General features: G+C 67.0%; 13 protein-coding genes, 1 tRNA gene and 2 pseudogenes. 5 read left to right on the top strand and 11 right to left on the bottom strand.

Annotated elements, in window-relative coordinates; translation table 11 throughout:
- Position 1: 1 nt before the first annotated feature.
- Together HLH48_RS17305 and HLH48_RS17300 are read right to left on the bottom strand one after the other, a co-directional pair.
- Positions 2-2,149, bottom strand: coding sequence for a peptidase domain-containing ABC transporter (locus HLH48_RS17305; protein WP_182998768.1), 2,148 nt, complete (start codon positions 2,147-2,149; stop codon positions 2-4).
- Between the two features lie 603 nt (positions 2,150-2,752).
- Positions 2,753-4,198 carry a TolC family outer membrane protein gene (locus HLH48_RS17300; RefSeq protein ID WP_246387437.1) on the bottom strand — a complete coding sequence of 482 codons (1,446 nt, stop codon included), beginning with the start codon at positions 4,196-4,198 and terminating at the stop codon, positions 2,753-2,755.
- A 214-nt stretch (positions 4,199-4,412) separates the two neighbouring features.
- Here HLH48_RS17300 and HLH48_RS17295 point away from each other — a divergent pair, with 214 nt between their 5' ends.
- The 3 genes from HLH48_RS17295 to HLH48_RS17285 all read left to right on the top strand — a co-directional run bounded on the left by HLH48_RS17295 (position 4,413) and on the right by HLH48_RS17285 (position 8,963).
- Positions 4,413-5,483 (top strand): zinc-binding metallopeptidase family protein, encoded by a 1,071-nt coding sequence (locus tag HLH48_RS17295; RefSeq protein ID WP_182998729.1) that lies wholly within the window; start codon positions 4,413-4,415, stop codon positions 5,481-5,483.
- A 79-nt stretch (positions 5,484-5,562) separates the two neighbouring features.
- Positions 5,563-8,055: a circularly permuted type 2 ATP-grasp protein gene (locus HLH48_RS17290; protein WP_246387436.1), complete on the top strand. Its 2,493-nt coding sequence runs from the start codon at positions 5,563-5,565 to the stop codon at positions 8,053-8,055.
- Positions 8,052-8,963 carry a transglutaminase family protein gene (locus HLH48_RS17285; RefSeq protein WP_182998727.1) on the top strand — a complete coding sequence of 304 codons (912 nt, stop codon included), beginning with the start codon at positions 8,052-8,054 and terminating at the stop codon, positions 8,961-8,963. Before HLH48_RS17290 ends, HLH48_RS17285 begins: the two co-directional genes overlap by 4 nt.
- A 7-nt stretch (positions 8,964-8,970) precedes the next feature.
- On the opposite strand, the gene HLH48_RS17280 is transcribed toward HLH48_RS17285, so the two are convergent.
- Positions 8,971-9,126, bottom strand: a complete 156-nt coding sequence (locus tag HLH48_RS17280) for a hypothetical protein (protein WP_220795181.1) — start codon at positions 9,124-9,126, stop codon at positions 8,971-8,973.
- Positions 9,127-9,296: 170 nt separating this feature from the next.
- Between HLH48_RS17280 and panC the strand changes: the two genes are divergently transcribed.
- The gene (gene panC / locus HLH48_RS17275) at positions 9,297-10,196 is read left to right on the top strand and encodes a pantoate--beta-alanine ligase (protein ID WP_246387435.1); all 900 of its coding nucleotides are present in this window, start codon (positions 9,297-9,299) and stop codon (positions 10,194-10,196) included.
- Positions 10,197-10,238: 42 nt separating this feature from the next.
- Here panC and HLH48_RS17270 read toward each other — a convergent pair whose 3' ends face one another.
- The 3 genes from HLH48_RS17270 to HLH48_RS17260 form a co-directional block, all read right to left on the bottom strand.
- Positions 10,239-10,430 (bottom strand): Trm112 family protein, encoded by a 192-nt coding sequence (locus HLH48_RS17270; RefSeq protein WP_182998726.1) that lies wholly within the window; start codon positions 10,428-10,430, stop codon positions 10,239-10,241.
- A 35-nt stretch (positions 10,431-10,465) separates the two neighbouring features.
- Positions 10,466-11,125: an LON peptidase substrate-binding domain-containing protein gene (locus HLH48_RS17265; RefSeq protein ID WP_182998764.1), complete on the bottom strand. Its 660-nt coding sequence runs from the start codon at positions 11,123-11,125 to the stop codon at positions 10,466-10,468.
- 70 nt (positions 11,126-11,195) lie between these two features.
- Positions 11,196-12,203 (bottom strand): tetratricopeptide repeat protein, encoded by a 1,008-nt coding sequence (locus tag HLH48_RS17260; protein WP_182998725.1) that lies wholly within the window; start codon positions 12,201-12,203, stop codon positions 11,196-11,198.
- A gap of 193 nt (positions 12,204-12,396) precedes the next feature.
- On the opposite strand from HLH48_RS17260, the gene HLH48_RS17255 reads away from it, so the two are divergent.
- A tRNA-Gly gene (locus tag HLH48_RS17255) sits at positions 12,397-12,471 on the top strand.
- 138 nt (positions 12,472-12,609) lie between these two features.
- Here HLH48_RS17255 and HLH48_RS17250 read toward each other — a convergent pair.
- From HLH48_RS17250 to HLH48_RS17230, 5 genes and pseudogenes are all read right to left on the bottom strand, one after another.
- Positions 12,610-12,804, bottom strand: coding sequence for a hypothetical protein (locus tag HLH48_RS17250; RefSeq protein WP_246387434.1), 195 nt, complete (start codon positions 12,802-12,804; stop codon positions 12,610-12,612).
- A 158-nt stretch (positions 12,805-12,962) separates the two neighbouring features.
- A pseudogene (locus HLH48_RS17245) lies at positions 12,963-13,306 on the bottom strand (transposase); the annotation flags it as partial.
- 16 nt (positions 13,307-13,322) lie between these two features.
- The gene (locus HLH48_RS17240; protein WP_182998724.1) at positions 13,323-14,402 is read right to left on the bottom strand and encodes an IS110 family RNA-guided transposase; all 1,080 of its coding nucleotides are present in this window, start codon (positions 14,400-14,402) and stop codon (positions 13,323-13,325) included.
- A gap of 256 nt (positions 14,403-14,658) precedes the next feature.
- A pseudogene (locus HLH48_RS17235) lies at positions 14,659-14,937 on the bottom strand (transposase); the annotation flags it as partial.
- Positions 14,938-14,974: 37 nt separating this feature from the next.
- A partial coding sequence (locus tag HLH48_RS17230) for an integrase core domain-containing protein (RefSeq protein ID WP_182998723.1) occupies positions 14,975-15,365 on the bottom strand: 391 nt, incomplete at its 5' end.

Below are 15,365 nucleotides of genomic sequence, written 5' to 3'. Positions count from 1 at the left end.
TTCAGCGCCCCCCCACCCGCGCGGCCGGCGCGGCGCGGGAGACGGCGGGGGGCTGGGGATGCTGTTGCAGCCAGAGCGTGCGATAGAGCGTGCAGCGTTCCAGCAGCGCCGCGTGCGGCCCGATATCGACCACCGCGCCGCGATCCAGCACCAGGATCTGGTCGCAATGGACCAGAGACGACAGGCGGTGCGAAACGATGACCATGGTGCGGCCCTGTGCGATGCGTCGCAGATTCGCGGTGACCAGGGCTTCGCTTTCCGGATCGAGCGCCGAGGTGGCCTCGTCCAGGATCATCAGCTTCGGGTCCGCGACCAGCGCGCGGGCGATGGCCAGGCGCTGGCGCTGGCCGCCCGAAAGATTGGTCGAGCCTTCCTCGATCCAGGTCTCGTACCCGCCGGGCATGCGGTCGATGAATTCGTCCGCGCCGGCCAGGCGGGCGGCGCGCATCACATCGTCCATCGTCAGGCCCGGACGGCCGGCGGTGATATTGTCCCGCACCGTGCCCCGGAACAGGAAATTGTCCTGTAGAACCACGCCGCACGAACGGCGCAGGTGGGTGAGATTGATTTCGCGCAGGTCCACCCCGTCCAGGCGCACCTGTCCCGTATAGCCGCTGCTGACGCGTTGCAACAGGCGGGTGATCGTCGACTTGCCCGACCCGCTGCGGCCGACCACGCCCAGCATCGTGCCGGCGCCGACGGCGAAGCTGACGCCATCCAGAGCCCTGGCCGTCGCGCCGGGATAGGTGAAATCCACCGCGTGGAAGGACAGCGCCCCCTTGATCCGCGGTCGTATGCCCGCGGTCAGGGCCCGGGATTCGGTCGGCTGGTTCAGGACCAGCGCGGCCTCGGACAGCGAGGATGCGACCTCGTTCAGGCTTTCCAGCAACCGTGCCATGCCGGCCAGGGGGGCGGCCACGCGGCCGCCCAGCATCATGAAACCCATCAGCCCGCCGGCCGCCAGGCCGGAATGCCCCGTCAGGATCAGCCATGCGCCGACCAGCATGATACCGCGATTCAGGAACTGATCGAGCGGCGCGGACAGCGTCGCGGGCCAGTTGGCCAGCCGCCCGGCCGCCAGGCGCCAGCGTACGACCTGCGACGTGCGGTCGTCCCATTCCGCCCGCCGGCTCCGCTCCAGCGCCAGCGCCTTGACCGTGCGGATGCCCGCCACCGATTCATGCATCACCGAATTGCGTGCCATCTCCGCGCCGATGACGCGCCCGTACAGCCGCGTCATCGGCGCCATGAAGACCAGGACGATCAGCCCGATCAGCGTCGCCGCGGCCAGCGTGATCCAGGCCAGCGTGGCGCTCAGCCAGAACAGGACGGGCAGGATGACCAGCAGCGTGAACAGGTCGAGAAACGTGGCGAGAAGCCGGCCGGTCAGAAAGTCGCGCACCTTGAAGATGGCCATGACCCGGCCGATCACCTGGCCACCTTGCTCACGTTCGAAGAAATCGAGCGGCAGGGACAGCAGGCGATTGAAGGCATGCAGGGAAATCCGCGTATCGATGCGCGTCGTCAGCACCAGCGTCAGCTCGCGCCGGGCATAGGAGAGCAGCATTTCGTACGCCGAGAGGATTACCATGATCGCGGAAATCGAGAAGAGCGTCGCCATCGACGCGTAATTCACCACGCGGTCGATCACCTGCATCACCAGGAGTGCCGGAAAGATGGCCAGGACACTGAGAATAACGGAAGCAAGCAGGATATCGCGCAGCAATCCCCGCTCGCGCAGGACCATGCGGACCATCCAGCCCGCGTTGACCGGCGCGTCGGCCTCCGCCACGTCGCGCGCTCGTTTGACGAGCAGCACATCGCCCGTCCACAGTTGCGACAGATGGGTTTCGTCGACGGGAACCGGCGGACCGGACTCCGCCGCCATCGGGTCGCGCAGCCAGACGACGCCGCGCGCCGGATCGGCGCGCACCATCAGCGCGGCGGCGCCGTCATGAAACATCAGCACGATCGGCGGCGTGTCATGCAATCGGACCAATTGCGGCCAGGCCAGCCGCATGCCGCGCGCGACCGCGCCGTGCTCGGTCAGCCAGCGGGCCAGCGTCGCCGGAGAGGGGGCGTCTTCATCAGGTTCGCTGGCGAAATCACGCAAGTCGAGATCGATGCCATGATATCGCGCCGCGTTCATGGCGGCGAAGACGCGGGCAAGGGCTGGGGCAGAATGCCCGCTGTCCTGTGTGCTTTCCACAACAACCTTCCTGCACAGACGTGCCCGATGCCGGATATGATTCAGTCACGCATCATGCGTCATGGGCTTGGCGGAGCACGTACGGCACCCGCCACCGTGCGCGCGACACCTTGCGAAAAACATGAATATAATATGACAATCACAAACCAACGTAACGGAGGCGAGCGCCCCGCAATCGTTACGGGAGACTCCCGTTCCAGCAGGCCCCGATCGATCGGGGCCTGCGCCGCCAGCCTTTCATGCCCGCGACCGAACCGCGTATCGCATTTTCACGAACCCGTGATGGAAAGCAAGCTTTTTATCACGATATTGCGTGCCGTCATGAAACCGAAACGGAATCCGGCGTGTAAGGCTCGACGTTATTTCCTTTCACGCATTATTCATCACAGAATGAATAAACGATTAATTATCTCGTTTTATCAGAGTATAATTGAAGGATTCCGACGGCGGAGATCCGCGCCGCGTCTGCCCGGACAATGCCTGTCCGCAACAGAGACGGCAGGTTTAGGGCGATATAAGGCGTGCGCGCACGCCGGGGCCGCTTCAGCGTCCTGGCTGGTCGCGGGCGTAGTCGTTCATGCTCCACAGGCGGTCCTTGACCGCCCGGTAATAGGCTTTCTCGTCGTAGAGCGGGACGTTCAGGGCCAGGTCGGCGGCGGTCAGCCGCCCGATGGCCGCCGCCACGCCATAGGACGCGTTCACCAGGGTGCCCAGACCCTGAACCAGGGTGACTTCGGATTGCAGCAGCGCCTGCTGCTGTTGCAAAACCTCCAGCGTTGTACTCGCGCCTTCCAGCGCCTGGCGCCGCACGCCGTCGCGCGCCGCCGTACTGGCCGTGATGGCCAGGCGGTCGCTGGCGAGGGACGCCCGCGCCGCCAGAAGCTGGCGCCATGCCGCGGATGCCTGCTGGACCGCCTGCCGGCGCTGGACATCGACGCGCTGCCGGTCGGCCTGCGCCTGCTGCCGGGCCTGGCGGATCGCGGCATATTCCGCCCCGCCTTGATAGAGCGGGACCTGCATCGTCAGTTCGGCATAGGCGTTCTCGGTGAACTGGCCGCCCAGCCCCTGGTTGACCCCGCGCTGATAGGCCGCTTCCGCCGTCAGTTTCGGCATCAGGGCGGACACCGCGACATCGATCGCGTCCTTCTGCGCCGATTGCGTGAAGAGCGCATTGATAACGTCCGGATTGTTCTGCGCAGCCGCCGTCTCGACCTCGGCTTCCGACATCGTGGGCAGGGCCAGCGGCTGCGGCGGCAGCAGGTCGGCGGATGCGGGGGCGCCGACCTGTTGCAGATAGGTCGCGCGGGCCGCGTCCAGCGTGCCTTCGGCCTGCTGGCGCTGCGAGGTCGCGGCGGCCAGCGCCGCCTGCGCCTGGTCCACGTCGGTACGGGTGATCTCGCCATCGCGGAAGCGCGCTTCGGTCGCCCGCAACTGGTCGGCCAGGACATGCTCGTTACCCTGGTTGATCTTGAGCAACTGCGTATCCTCGACGACGCCGATATAGGCATTGACGACGTCCTGGAAGACCTTCTGCTCGACCGCGATCAGGTTGGCGCGCTCGGCCATGACCCTGTTGACGGCCTGGTGGGTGGATGCCGTCGTTTTTCCGCCCGAATAAATCGGCTGCTGGATGTTGACGCCCGCCATGTAGCCCGGTGTCGAATAGACGCGGGAATAGCCGAGGAAATCACCCGTACCGCGATAATTGCTGTGGCCGGTGTAATAAGTCGCGCCGGCCTGTCCCGAAATCTGCGGACGCCAGCCCGCGAGCGCCGTCGGCACGCCCTCGTCCTGCGCGCGCAGGATCGCACGTTCCTGCCGCAGCGCGGGATTCGTCAGGTAGGCGGCCGCCAGCGCCTCGGACAGCGTATGCGGTACCGCGCCGGCCGGGGTGGCGCGGTCGACCACACGGGGGCGCGCACCCGCGCGGCCGAGGGGAAGCGCGATCATGATCGCGGCAAGCGTCATGCGAGCTGTGGCGGCATGCATCAGTTTACCGAAATCCTGCCAATTGCGGGTTGCACCCGGCCGAGGGCACGACGGATGGCGTGAACTCCCTGGGCATCTGTCACGTAAGATCGAGAGCGAGTTTGAAGCGTTTGCCGTTCGGAGTCCACACGGCCGAGGCCGCGACGATAAAAAACGGAACAACCGGCTGGTTACGGCGTTGTCCCGGCACGTGAAAGTTTCGGGACCCCCAAGCATGAAGCTGTTTGCCTGCCAGGCCTGCAATCAGATCGTGTTCTTCGAGAACACGGCCTGCGCGCGATGTGGCCACGTGCTGGGCTACCTGCCCGAGGAAAACGACCTCGGCGCGCTGGAGCCGGTGGCGGGCGAGGACGGCACGTGGCGCCCGCTATCGCAGGCGGCGGGCGGATCGTCCTATCGGTTCTGCGCCAATGCCGGGCAGACTGTCTGCAACTGGCTGGTCCCGGCCGGTGGCGATGCCTTCTGCCTGGCCTGCCGGCTGAACCGGACGATCCCGGACCTGACGGAGGATGGGCACCTGGACCAGTGGCGCAAGCTGGAGACGGCGAAGCACCGGCTGGTCTATACCCTGCTGCGCCTGGGCCTGCCGATCGTGACCCGGCTGGAAGATTCCGCGGAGGGGCTGGCCTTCGATTTCCTGGGCGATCCGCCCGATGGCGGCACGGTGCTGACCGGCCATCAGGACGGGCTGATCACCATCGCCCTGCGCGAGGCCGACGATGCCCAGCGCGAGGCGATGCGGGTGAGGATGGGCGAGCAGTACCGTACCCTGCTGGGCCATTTCCGGCACGAGGTCGGGCATTACTACTGGAACGTGCTGGTGCGCGACGGCGGGCGCCTGGAGGAGTTCCGCGCCGTGTTCGGCGACGAGCGCGCCGACTACCAGGCGGCGTTGCGGCACCATTACGAGGTCGGGGCGCCGCCGGACTGGCAGGATAATTTCGTCAGCGACTATGCGACCACCCATCCGTGGGAGGATTTCGCCGAGACCTGGGCGCATTACCTGCATATCGTCTCGACGCTGGAGACCGCGCGGGCCTATGGACTGTCGGTCGATGTCCATGTCTCCGACGATCCGGCCCTGCAAGCCGAGGTCACGTTCAACCCCTATGCGCCCGGCCCGTTCCAGCGGATCGCCGAGGCGTGGCTGCCGCTGACCTATGCCATCAACAGCCTGAACCGCTCGATGGGCCAGATCGATTTCTATCCGTTCGTCCTGGCGCCGCCGGTGCTGGAAAAGCTGGCCTATGTCCATGGCCTGATCCACGGCGCGGCGGCCGGCTGACCGGCCGGCCCGGGGCGGAAGCCGCGCAAGACCGTTTACTGTTGGCGCCGCTTCGCCCATACAACCATGCATTATGGACATGGCGCCCATCCCTGTTGACGAGATGGTTGACGGTCATGGCGGCGTCCGGCCTCACTGGCGCCGCCTGCTCGGCGCGATCAGCGATCTCGGCCATCGTGAACTGCTGGAACGCGGCAGGCAGATGGCGCGCGCCCTGCACGACCAGACCGGCCCGACCGAAGGCGCCGCCGCGCGGTGCGATCCGGTCCCGCTGCTGCTGACGGCGCACGAATTCGCCCGCCTGTCGGAAGGAATGGTGCAGCGCGCCCGCGTGCTGGAAGCGGCGCTGCGCGACCTGTACGGGCAGCGCGACCTGCTGGCGGACGGGGTGCTGCCGCCCTCGCTGATCTATCCGGCGCCGGGCTTTCTGCGCATGGGCGGCCCTGTGGCGGGCGCGTTCCTGAATTTCTATGCCGTGGACCTGATTCGCGGGCCGGACGGGGCCTGGCGCGTGGCCGCCGACCGGGTGGCGCGCGCCAACGGTATCGGCCAGGCGCTGGAAAACCGGCGGCAGATGACCCGGACGCTGCCGGAACTGTTCGCGGGGCGCGAGGTCCAGCCGCTGTCGCCGTTCTTCGACGCCTGGCAGGACAGCCTGCATCACCTGGCCGGCCTGCGGGACCGCAATCCCGGCCTCGCGCTGCTGACGCCGGGACCGCGCGGCAGTCTGCGGGCCGAGCATGTGATCCTGGCGCGGGAACTGGGCTGCGTGCTGGCCGAGGCCGGCGACCTGGCGGTGCGCGACGGCGCGCTGTGGCTGAAGACGGTGCGCGGCCTGCGCCGGGTCGATGTGCTGTTGCTGCGCCAGGATGGCTGGACGGTGGACCCGCTGGAACTGGAGGGCGGCAGCACGCCCGGTATCGCCGGCCTGCTGGACGCGGCGCGCGGCGGCGCGGTGCGCCTGGTGAACCATCCGGCGTCCGGCCTGGCCGAGGTGCCGGGCCTGGCCGCCTTCATGCCCGCGCTGGGCCGCCGCCTGATCGGCGAGGACCTGCTGTTGCCCGATGTCCCGACGCGCTGGCCGGCGCGGGATGGGGTCGATGCCCTGCTGTCTGACGATCGCGGGCGCTGGTGGCTGCGCGACAGCACCAATGCCCGGGCCCCCGCCTGCCGCCTGGACCGGGCGAAGGAGAGCATGCTGGCGACCCTGCGCCGCACCCCGGACCGATTCGTCGCGGTCGAGGCGCTGGCGCCGTCGGTCATGCCGTCGATCCAGCCGGCGGGAATCGAGCCCGGGGCGATCATCCTGCGCCTGTTCGCCCTGTTCGACGGGGGCGGCTGGCAGGTGATGCCGGGCGGCCTGGCGCGCCTGCTGTCCGACCCCGACCAGTTGCCCGGCAGCGCGATGGACCGCGCGCGCGGAGCCCATGGCGTGACCAAGGACGTGTGGGTGACGGTCGAGGACAGCCGGAACCTGGTCGGCATCGCCGCACCACCGATGCCGGTGCTGGCCATCCGGCGCGGACAGGGCGACCTGCCCAGCCGTGCCGCCGACGATTTCTTCTGGCTGGGCCGCTATCTGGAGCAGTTGGAGGATGCCGGGCGCATCCTGCGCGTGCTGACGCGCCGGATCGGCCGGGTCGACGGCTCGCCCCGCGAGCGGGCGGAACTGGAAACCGTGCTGCGCCTGGCCGTCCATGCCGGGCTGTTGCAGGGCGAAAGCGTGACCGGCGCCGGCTTCGCCACCCAGATGCGGGCGCTGGCCGAGATCACGCTGGAGGCCGGGCTGCCGCAACGCCTGCTGTCCGAAATCGGCCGGGTGTCGGCGGGGTTGCGCGACCGGATGACGATCGAGACGTTCGAGACCATCGTCCAGGGCACCGACGCCCTGCGCGGCCGGTTGCGCGAGGCGCGGGTGGCCGGCGATGCCGGGCGCACGCTGGAGCGGGTCGGCCGCGTCACCGACGACCTGCTGCGCTATGGCGCGACGATCTCCGGCCTGACGGCGGAAAACATGGTCCGCAGCGGCGGCCGGCAATTCCTGGAACTGGGGCGCCGGATCGAGCGGGCCAGTTCTATCCTGACGGCGATCGCGCTGATCCTGCGCCAGAAGGACGTGTCGCAGCGCGGCCGGATGGAGGGCGCGCTGCGGCTGATGCTGGAACTCAGCGACTGCGCCATTACCTATCGCTCGCGCTATTTCGCGGTGTTCCAGCCGGCGCCGGTGCTGGACCTGCTGCTGCTGGACGACGGCAATCCGCGCGGGGTGGCCAGCCAGATGGCGATGGTCGCCCGCGCGCTGGCCGACCTGGACCCCAGCGGGGGCACCGGCCTGGCCGAGGCGGCGTCCACCGTCATGGAGCGCCTGCGCGGGGTGGTGGATGACGTGCTGTCGGCGCCGCAGCAGGATGTCGCGGCGGCGGCGCTGCCGGACCGGCTGCTGGACATTCATGCCGCGTTGCGCGACCTGGGGCAGCGGATCGCCCGGCGCTTCTTCGTCGTACTGATGCCGCCGCGCGCGGTCGGCGGGTCGCGGACGGTCGAGCGCGACGCCATACCGGACGAATCATGATCTATCACGTTCGCCACCTGACCCGTTACAGCTATGGCAGCCCGGTCGACCTGGCGGCCCATATCGTGCATGTGACGCCGCGCGACCTGCCGGGGCAGACCGTGCGCTGGACGCGGCTGGACGTGACGCCGCCCCCGGTGCGGCGCGTGGACGGCACCGATTATTTCGGCAACCTGATCGCCTGGCTGTATCACGAGGCGCCGCATCGCAGCTTCTCGGTCCTGGCGGAATCGGAGGTCGAGGTCGCGTTTCCCCCGCCCCCGCCGGAACATGCCACCCCGTCATGGGAGGATCTGGCCGCCCTCGCCCGCGATGGCGGCGCGGCAGCGTGGCAGGTCGCGGAGTTCCTGTTCGACAGCCCGATGTGCGCGGCGCATCCGGCGGCGGGCGAATATGCCGCCCTGTCCTTCACCCCCCGTCGCCCGGTGCTGGCCGCGCTGCTGGACCTGAACATGCGGATCTATACCGATTTCCGCTTCCGCGCCGGCGTGACCACCCTGTCCACCCCCATCGAGCAGGTGCTGGCGCGGCGCGAGGGTGTCTGCCAGGATTTCACGCATCTGATGATCAGCGCGCTGCGCTGGATCGGCGTGCCCGCGCGCTACATGTCCGGCTATATCCGCACCCGTCCCCCGCCGGGGCAGGCGCGGCGGCTGGGGTCCGACCAGTCCCATGCCTGGGTCGCGGCGTGGCTGGGCCCGGCTCATGGCTGGATCGGCCTGGACCCGACCAATGGAATCGTGATGCGCGACGAGCATGTCGTGCTGGGCTGGGGGCGCGATTATGCCGACATCAGCCCGGTACACGGGCTGATCCTGGGCGGCGGCAATGACGAGCTGAAGGTGGGCGTGGACCTGGTGCCCGCCGAGGAATGGGACGGCGGGCCACCCGCCCCCGACGCGCGCTGATCGGGCGTCAGTGGCTGGCGGACGCCTTCAGCCCGGATTGGAAGCCCTCGCTCTGCCAGACTTCCTTCTGGGTCTTCGGAGCGTGCTTCTGCTTGCCCCCGCCACAGGCGGCGACCGATAGAACGAGGGCCGCCAGGCCAATAAACCGCATCGTCTGGACCAAAGGGGCCTCCTGCCTCGTATCCGCCCGGCGGATACCGGATAAAACCGGAGCTATTCATAGCAGGAACTCCGGCTCACGCGGAAGAGATGCCGTCGGGCTTTCCTTGCCGGGGAAACGGGCCGATATAACCGGTCGGAACGATATCTTGCGACGGGATGGCGGCGGGCGCGATGCTGGAAACTGTGACCACGGACATGCGGACGCTCCATGCCGTCGCCGACCTGCGCCATGCGGTGCGCGGCTGGCGGCGGAGCGGGCTGACGGTGGGGCTGGTGCCCACGATGGGCGCGCTGCATGACGGGCATCTCAGCCTGGTGCGCGCGGCCCTGCGCGCGACCGATCGCGTGATCGTCTCGATCTTCGTCAACCCGACCCAATTCGACAATCCGGCCGACCTCGAAACCTATCCGCGCGTCATGGAGGCGGATGCGCGCCTGCTGGCCGATGCCGGGGCGCATGTGCTGTACGCGCCGACGGTGGCCCAGATGTACCCGCCCGGCTTCGCCACCACCGTATCGGTGCGCGGCGTGTCGGAGGGCCTGTGCGGCGCCCACCGCCCCGGCCATTTCGACGGGGTGGCGACCGTGGTGTGCAAGCTGTTCCTGCAAAGCCAGGCCGACGCGGCCTTCTTCGGCGAGAAGGATTTCCAGCAGGTCCATGTCGTCCGCCGGATGGCCGCCGACCTGGACATCCCGACCCGGGTGGAGGCCTGCCCGACCCGGCGCGAGGCCGACGGCCTGGCGATGTCGTCCCGCAACCGCCGGCTGGTGGGCCCGGGCGACCGCGAGCGGGCCGGCGTATTGCCCGCGACGCTGGACGACGCGGCCCGCGCGATCGCCGGGGGGCAGCCGGTCGGCCCGGTGCTGGCGGCGGCGCGCGCGCGGCTGCTGGCGGCCGGATTCGGTGATGTCGAATATCTGGAAATGCGGCGCGCGGCCGACCTGGCGCCGCTGGCGGCCCTGAACGGCCAGCCGGCGCGGCTGCTGGCGGCGGCGTGGCTGGCGGGGGTGCGGCTGATCGACAATGTGCCGGTCATGCCCGCCGGGGAGGATGTCAGGGCGCTGCCCTGACACCCGCCACAGGGTATTGTCCTTTGGAAAACCGGCCTTTTTTCATGTGTCCAGCGCGCGGGCCTCGTCGGGCAGCATGATCGGGATGCCGTCGCGGATCGGGAAGGCCAGGCCGGCCTGGCGGCTGATCAGTTCCCCGGCCTCGCGGTCATAGATCAGCGGCCCCTTGGTGACGGGACAGACCAGAATCGACAACAGGCGCGGGTCCAGGGGGGGCTGGGCGGTTTCGGTCATGGTCTGGTCTCCTGTTCGGGCGGCCGATTGATGCGTCACGCCGGACCGTGAGATGCCTCGTCATCGGGCTTGTGTCCAGCCAGTTCCAGCAAGGCCTGCAAGGCCCGCGCCCGGTCGTTCAGCGAGGCGGATTCCAGCAGCGCCTGCTTTTCGGCGGCAGGGAATGGGCAGATCATCGGCAGGGTGATCAGCAGCGTCTCGTCGTCCATCTGGTCGATCACGTTCCAGCGCGTGCCGAACCCCCGTGACCGGCAATAATGCCGCAGCGCCGCCAGCATCCTGTCGCGATCGAAGAACAGGTCCGCGCTGTCCGTCAGGTCGTAGGCGAAGGACGACACGTCGATCCGGGCCCGGCGGTAGCCGCGATGCAGCCCGGTTTCCCGCAGCAGCCGGAACCGCGCCAGCCCGGTCAGGGTCAGGGCATAGGTTCCGTCCGCGCGTTCGGTCATCGAGGTGATGCGGCCGATGGCGCCGATATCATACAGGGGCGACGCCAGTTCCCGGCCGTCTTCATCTTCCATGGCGTCGCCGCGCGGCTGGATCATGCCGATCAGCCGCTGGCCGGCCAGCGCATCTTCGAGCAGCGCGATATAGCGTGGCTCGAAGACGTTCAGCGGCAGTTTTCCCCGTGGCAGCAGCAGGACCTCGCGCAGCGGGAACAGCCCCAGTTCCGCCGGGATATCCGCCAATGTCATATCCCGCAGGCGCGGGACCGCACGGGGGACATCGTCGCCGGTCAATGCCGGCACGCCATGGAAGGGCACCTCACGAAAACAGCAGCGCGGACATCCGTCGCCGCGCCTGCAAGGTCGCCGGATCGTCATGGCCCCAGGCTTCGAACAGCCGGATCAGCTGCAGGCGCGCGGCATCGTCGTTCCAGCCGCGATCCTGGCGCATGATGCTCAGCAATTCGTCGGCGGCTTCCTGCCGGTGACCCGATGCGTTCAGCGCCGCCGCCAGTTCGTAGCGCGCCGCGTGATCGGCCGGGTTGGCGGCCAGGCGCCCGCGCAGGTCCTCGGCGTCTTCGGCGGCCTTGCGGCCTTCGCGCTTCAGGTCCAGGGCCGCGCGGGCGCCGGTGATCTCGGCATGATCGGCGATCTTGGCCGGCACGTCGGCCAGGGCCGCCTCGGCGGCCTCTTCGTCGCCCATCACGATCAGCGCCCGCGCCAGCCCGCCCCAGGCGGCCGGGTTCTCGGGCTCGATCTCGATGGTCTGGGAATAGAGGCCCGCGGCTTCCTCGGCGCTGCCCGCATCCAGGGCGGCGCGGGCGGCGGCGATCAGGTCCGCGGCCGGCATGGTCCCGCCGCCGGCGGCCTGCAACAGGCTTTCGACGAACCGCTTGATCTCGCTTTCCGGCTGCGCGCCCTGGAACAGGTCGAGAATCTGCCCCTGCCAGAAGGCGGCCACCAGCGGAATCGATTGCAGCGGCAGCCCGACCTGGGTCAGTTGCTGGGCCAGGGCCCGGTTGGCATCGACATCGATCTTGACCAGCTTGACCCGCCCGCCGGCCGAGCGGACGACTTTCTCCAGCACCGGCGTCAACTGCTTGCATGGCCCGCACCAGGTGGCCCAGAAATCGACCAGCACCGGCAGGGTGCGGCTGGCCTCCAGCACGTCCTGCATGAACGTGTCCTGGGTGCCGTCGACGATCATTCCCGCCGTGCCGGCGCCGACCGCCGCGGGGGCGCTCGCCGTTGCCGGGGCCCCTGCCTCGTCGACCAAGCCGCCTGCCGGGCGCTGACCTGCGCGGGACTGCCCGATGATGTACTCCATGAAAACCGATCCTGCCTGTTTTATCGTGCTTCAGCGCCGGGTTCGGCCCGATCGCGTGCTGACCCTAACATTGTCATCATGTTGCTGTCTCACAAGCGGCAACGCATCGGCGACACAAAAAACACGGAAGGTGATTTTCCCCCCTTGCCAGCCGATCCACTTTCCCTTACACCCCCGTTCACCGAAACGGTGAGCGGGCGTAGCTCAGGGGTAGAGCACAACCTTGCCAAGGTTGGGGTCGTGGGTTCGAATCCCATCGCCCGCTCCAGATTTTCCTAGGAAAATCAGTCGGATACGAGGAAGCCGCCGCAAGGCGGCTTTCGTCGTTTTGAGGCACGATGTCCACCGCAAGTTCGTATCAATCGTTATTGTCGGTGTGCGCAACCGCCTCATCGGTACTCTGCGCTTATTGCCGTCGAGCAAGGCGCAGACCATCCCTGAGATTCAGGACCAGAAGAGTAAGATTGATAGAACCGGCCAGAAGTTCGAGCGCCTGTATGCCGTAGAACAGCCAACCGAATCGTGATGCAGCCGCGCGGGCGGCCAGAAACAGCGCACACGGTACGAGAACGCAAATCCCGTTGAGCCCGATGATCCGCATAGGGCGGAGTTTCATGAGTGCCAGACCGCGCGGAGCCCCGCTTGTCGCGCGATATCCTGACAGCCCCGGTGTGACGAGACATGGGACCAGAACCAGTAAAAGGTGGACCCGTTAGTTCGGACAGTTTTGGGGTTTGAACAAGCTATACCCGGTTGTTGTTATGCCGCCATTCTGACGGCGCTGCTGTTGGCCCTCTGGTCCGGAGTTAACCCCGGACCAGAGGGCGTCGGCACGTCATGATACGCCTCATCGGGCGTACGTCCAGCCAGCGCCGTATGTGGACGCCTTTCGTTATAATGGGCGATCCATTTGCCAAGCCCGGGCCTCAGCTCTGATCCGGTCTCGAACGCGTGCAGGTAGACGCATTCGTATTTCAGCGACCGCCACAGACGCTCGATGAACACGTTGTCCAGCCAGCGCCCATGCCCCGTCCATTACTGATGCGGATCTGACGTTCTTCCAGGATCCCGGTAAAACGGGGCGTCGTAAATTGTGACCCCTGGACGCCCTTCTGTTTGTCAAGCGGCGAAACGCGATGCATTGACCTCGCGATGGCGGCGTATGATGACGCCATAGACCTCGCGGGCGATGTAGCGTTTCAGGATGCGGATGACTTCGAGTTTGGAGTGACCTTCCGCGACACGCCTGGCGACATAAGCACGTGTCTTTTCGTCCGTTCGCAGGCGGGCGATGGCGATGAGATGCAGGGCGCTGTTGGCTGCCCGGTCACCGCCTCGGTTCAGTCGATGGCGGATCGTTTTCCCCGACGAGGCGGGTACAGGGGTGATACCGCAAAGGGCAGCGAAGCTTGCTTCGGATTTCAACCTGTCGGGATTGTCGCCAGCCGTCAGGAGAAGCTGGGCGGCTCCGTTGTGACCAATGGAATTGCGGGCGACAAGTTCCGGCGCCAGTTCTTCGACAATCGCCTTGATCATCAGGTCCAACTCGGCGATCTCGTCGTGCAGTTCAAGGTAGCGGCGTGCGAGGGATTTGAGGCTGATCCGATAAGCGGCTTCGAGATTGCGGTAAGCGGTGAGGTCAGGCCGGGACGCCGCAAGCGTGCGGATCAACTGCATCCGGGTCATGGAACGTAGCTGCTCCCGCAGCGCATCCGGCGCCGCGACGATCGTATTTTGGATCATCTGCAACGCGATTTTTCGCGCACTTACAGCGGTTTTCCGACATGCCCGCAGGACTCGGAGAGATTCCACCATGCCGTCTCTGCGGCGCGGGGTAACAGTCCGCTGGCCTGCAAAAGCGGCGTGAGCGGCGCTCTGGGCATCCAGGTCGTCACTTTTGCCACGCCGGCGGCGATCATGCCGATCAGGCGCCGTAACTTCCAGTACCTCGACCCCGGCGGCTTGCAGAAAGCGCAGCAGCCCGGCGCCGTAGCTGCCGGTCGATTCAACCCCGACACGCAGAAGATCGCCCGCCGCGCGCATCCATGCCAGCATCTGTCGATAACCCTGTCGTGTCGCGGGAAAACTCTGTGTGCCCAGCACATGATCCTGCTCATCGACGATGGCCGCAACATGCAGATCCTTGTGGGTATCGACGCCACCAACGACCACGCGCGTCGTTTTTTCGTTTCCATCCATGACCGTGCTCCCGGCTGATCGCTGTCAATGGCTCAGCCGCGGCCCGCTGCATGGACAGGACAGTCACGAGACCAGTCAGGTCAGGCCCTTCTCGGGTCACAGGCAATGGCCGAGGCAAAGCCTCTCCGCGAGGTGCTCCCGGGCGGTCGACAGGCCCAGGGAAAGACACAACGGTCGATCAGAGTGCGGGTCAGACCGCACCGGGCACCTCGCAGCGCCAGTCTACCGTGGTCGATCAGTGTTTGAGACAAACCGTCCGGGAGCTGGCAACCATCTTCTGACTGTCAGTATTGAAAATTTCCGGGGAACCATAGCGCGTGAGGGCATCCTGTAGCGCCTCGATACAGAACTCCGCGTCCATCGTGTTCGACAGACGCCAGGACAGGACCTTGCGCGTAAACCAGTCCATGATTGCCACGAGATAGAGAAATCCCCGTTTCATGGGGATATACGTGATATCGGAACACCAGACCTGGTTGAGCCCGTCGATGACCAGATCCCGCAGCAGATATGGATATTTCCGATGCTCAGGATGTGTACCGGCCTCGGTTTTTGAGACATCTGGTTGAAGCCTAAGCGGCGAGATCTGCATTGGAAAGAGCCCTGGCACGCACGGCATTTGGGGAGATGAAGCCGTGCCGTTCGAGCAGCCAGGTTTCATTGTATAGGTCTCGGAATTCCAGCAGGGCGTGTCGGAGTTCCTCGACGGTCTCGAAAGTCCGGACCCAAAGCAGGTTTTCCTTCAGGGTGCGGATGAAGCGTTCGGCGCATCGGTTTCCCTCGGGAGCGCGGACGAACGCCGGCGTGCTTTCGATGCCCAGGAAGCGGATCTCGTCCTGGAAAACATCGGACATATACTGGCTGCCGTGATCGTGGCGCAGGGACAGGCCGGTCGCGACCTTCTCGGCGAAGGCGCCGAAGTGGCGGCGCACCCCCTGTCGTATCGGCTCCAGCGCCTCGAAG

This window comes from Gluconacetobacter sacchari, from assembly GCF_014174255.1.
GTDB lineage: Bacteria > Pseudomonadota > Alphaproteobacteria > Acetobacterales > Acetobacteraceae > Gluconacetobacter > Gluconacetobacter sacchari.
The sequence above is the reverse complement of the archived record's forward strand: the minus strand, read 5'-3'. Positions and strand labels throughout refer to the sequence as shown.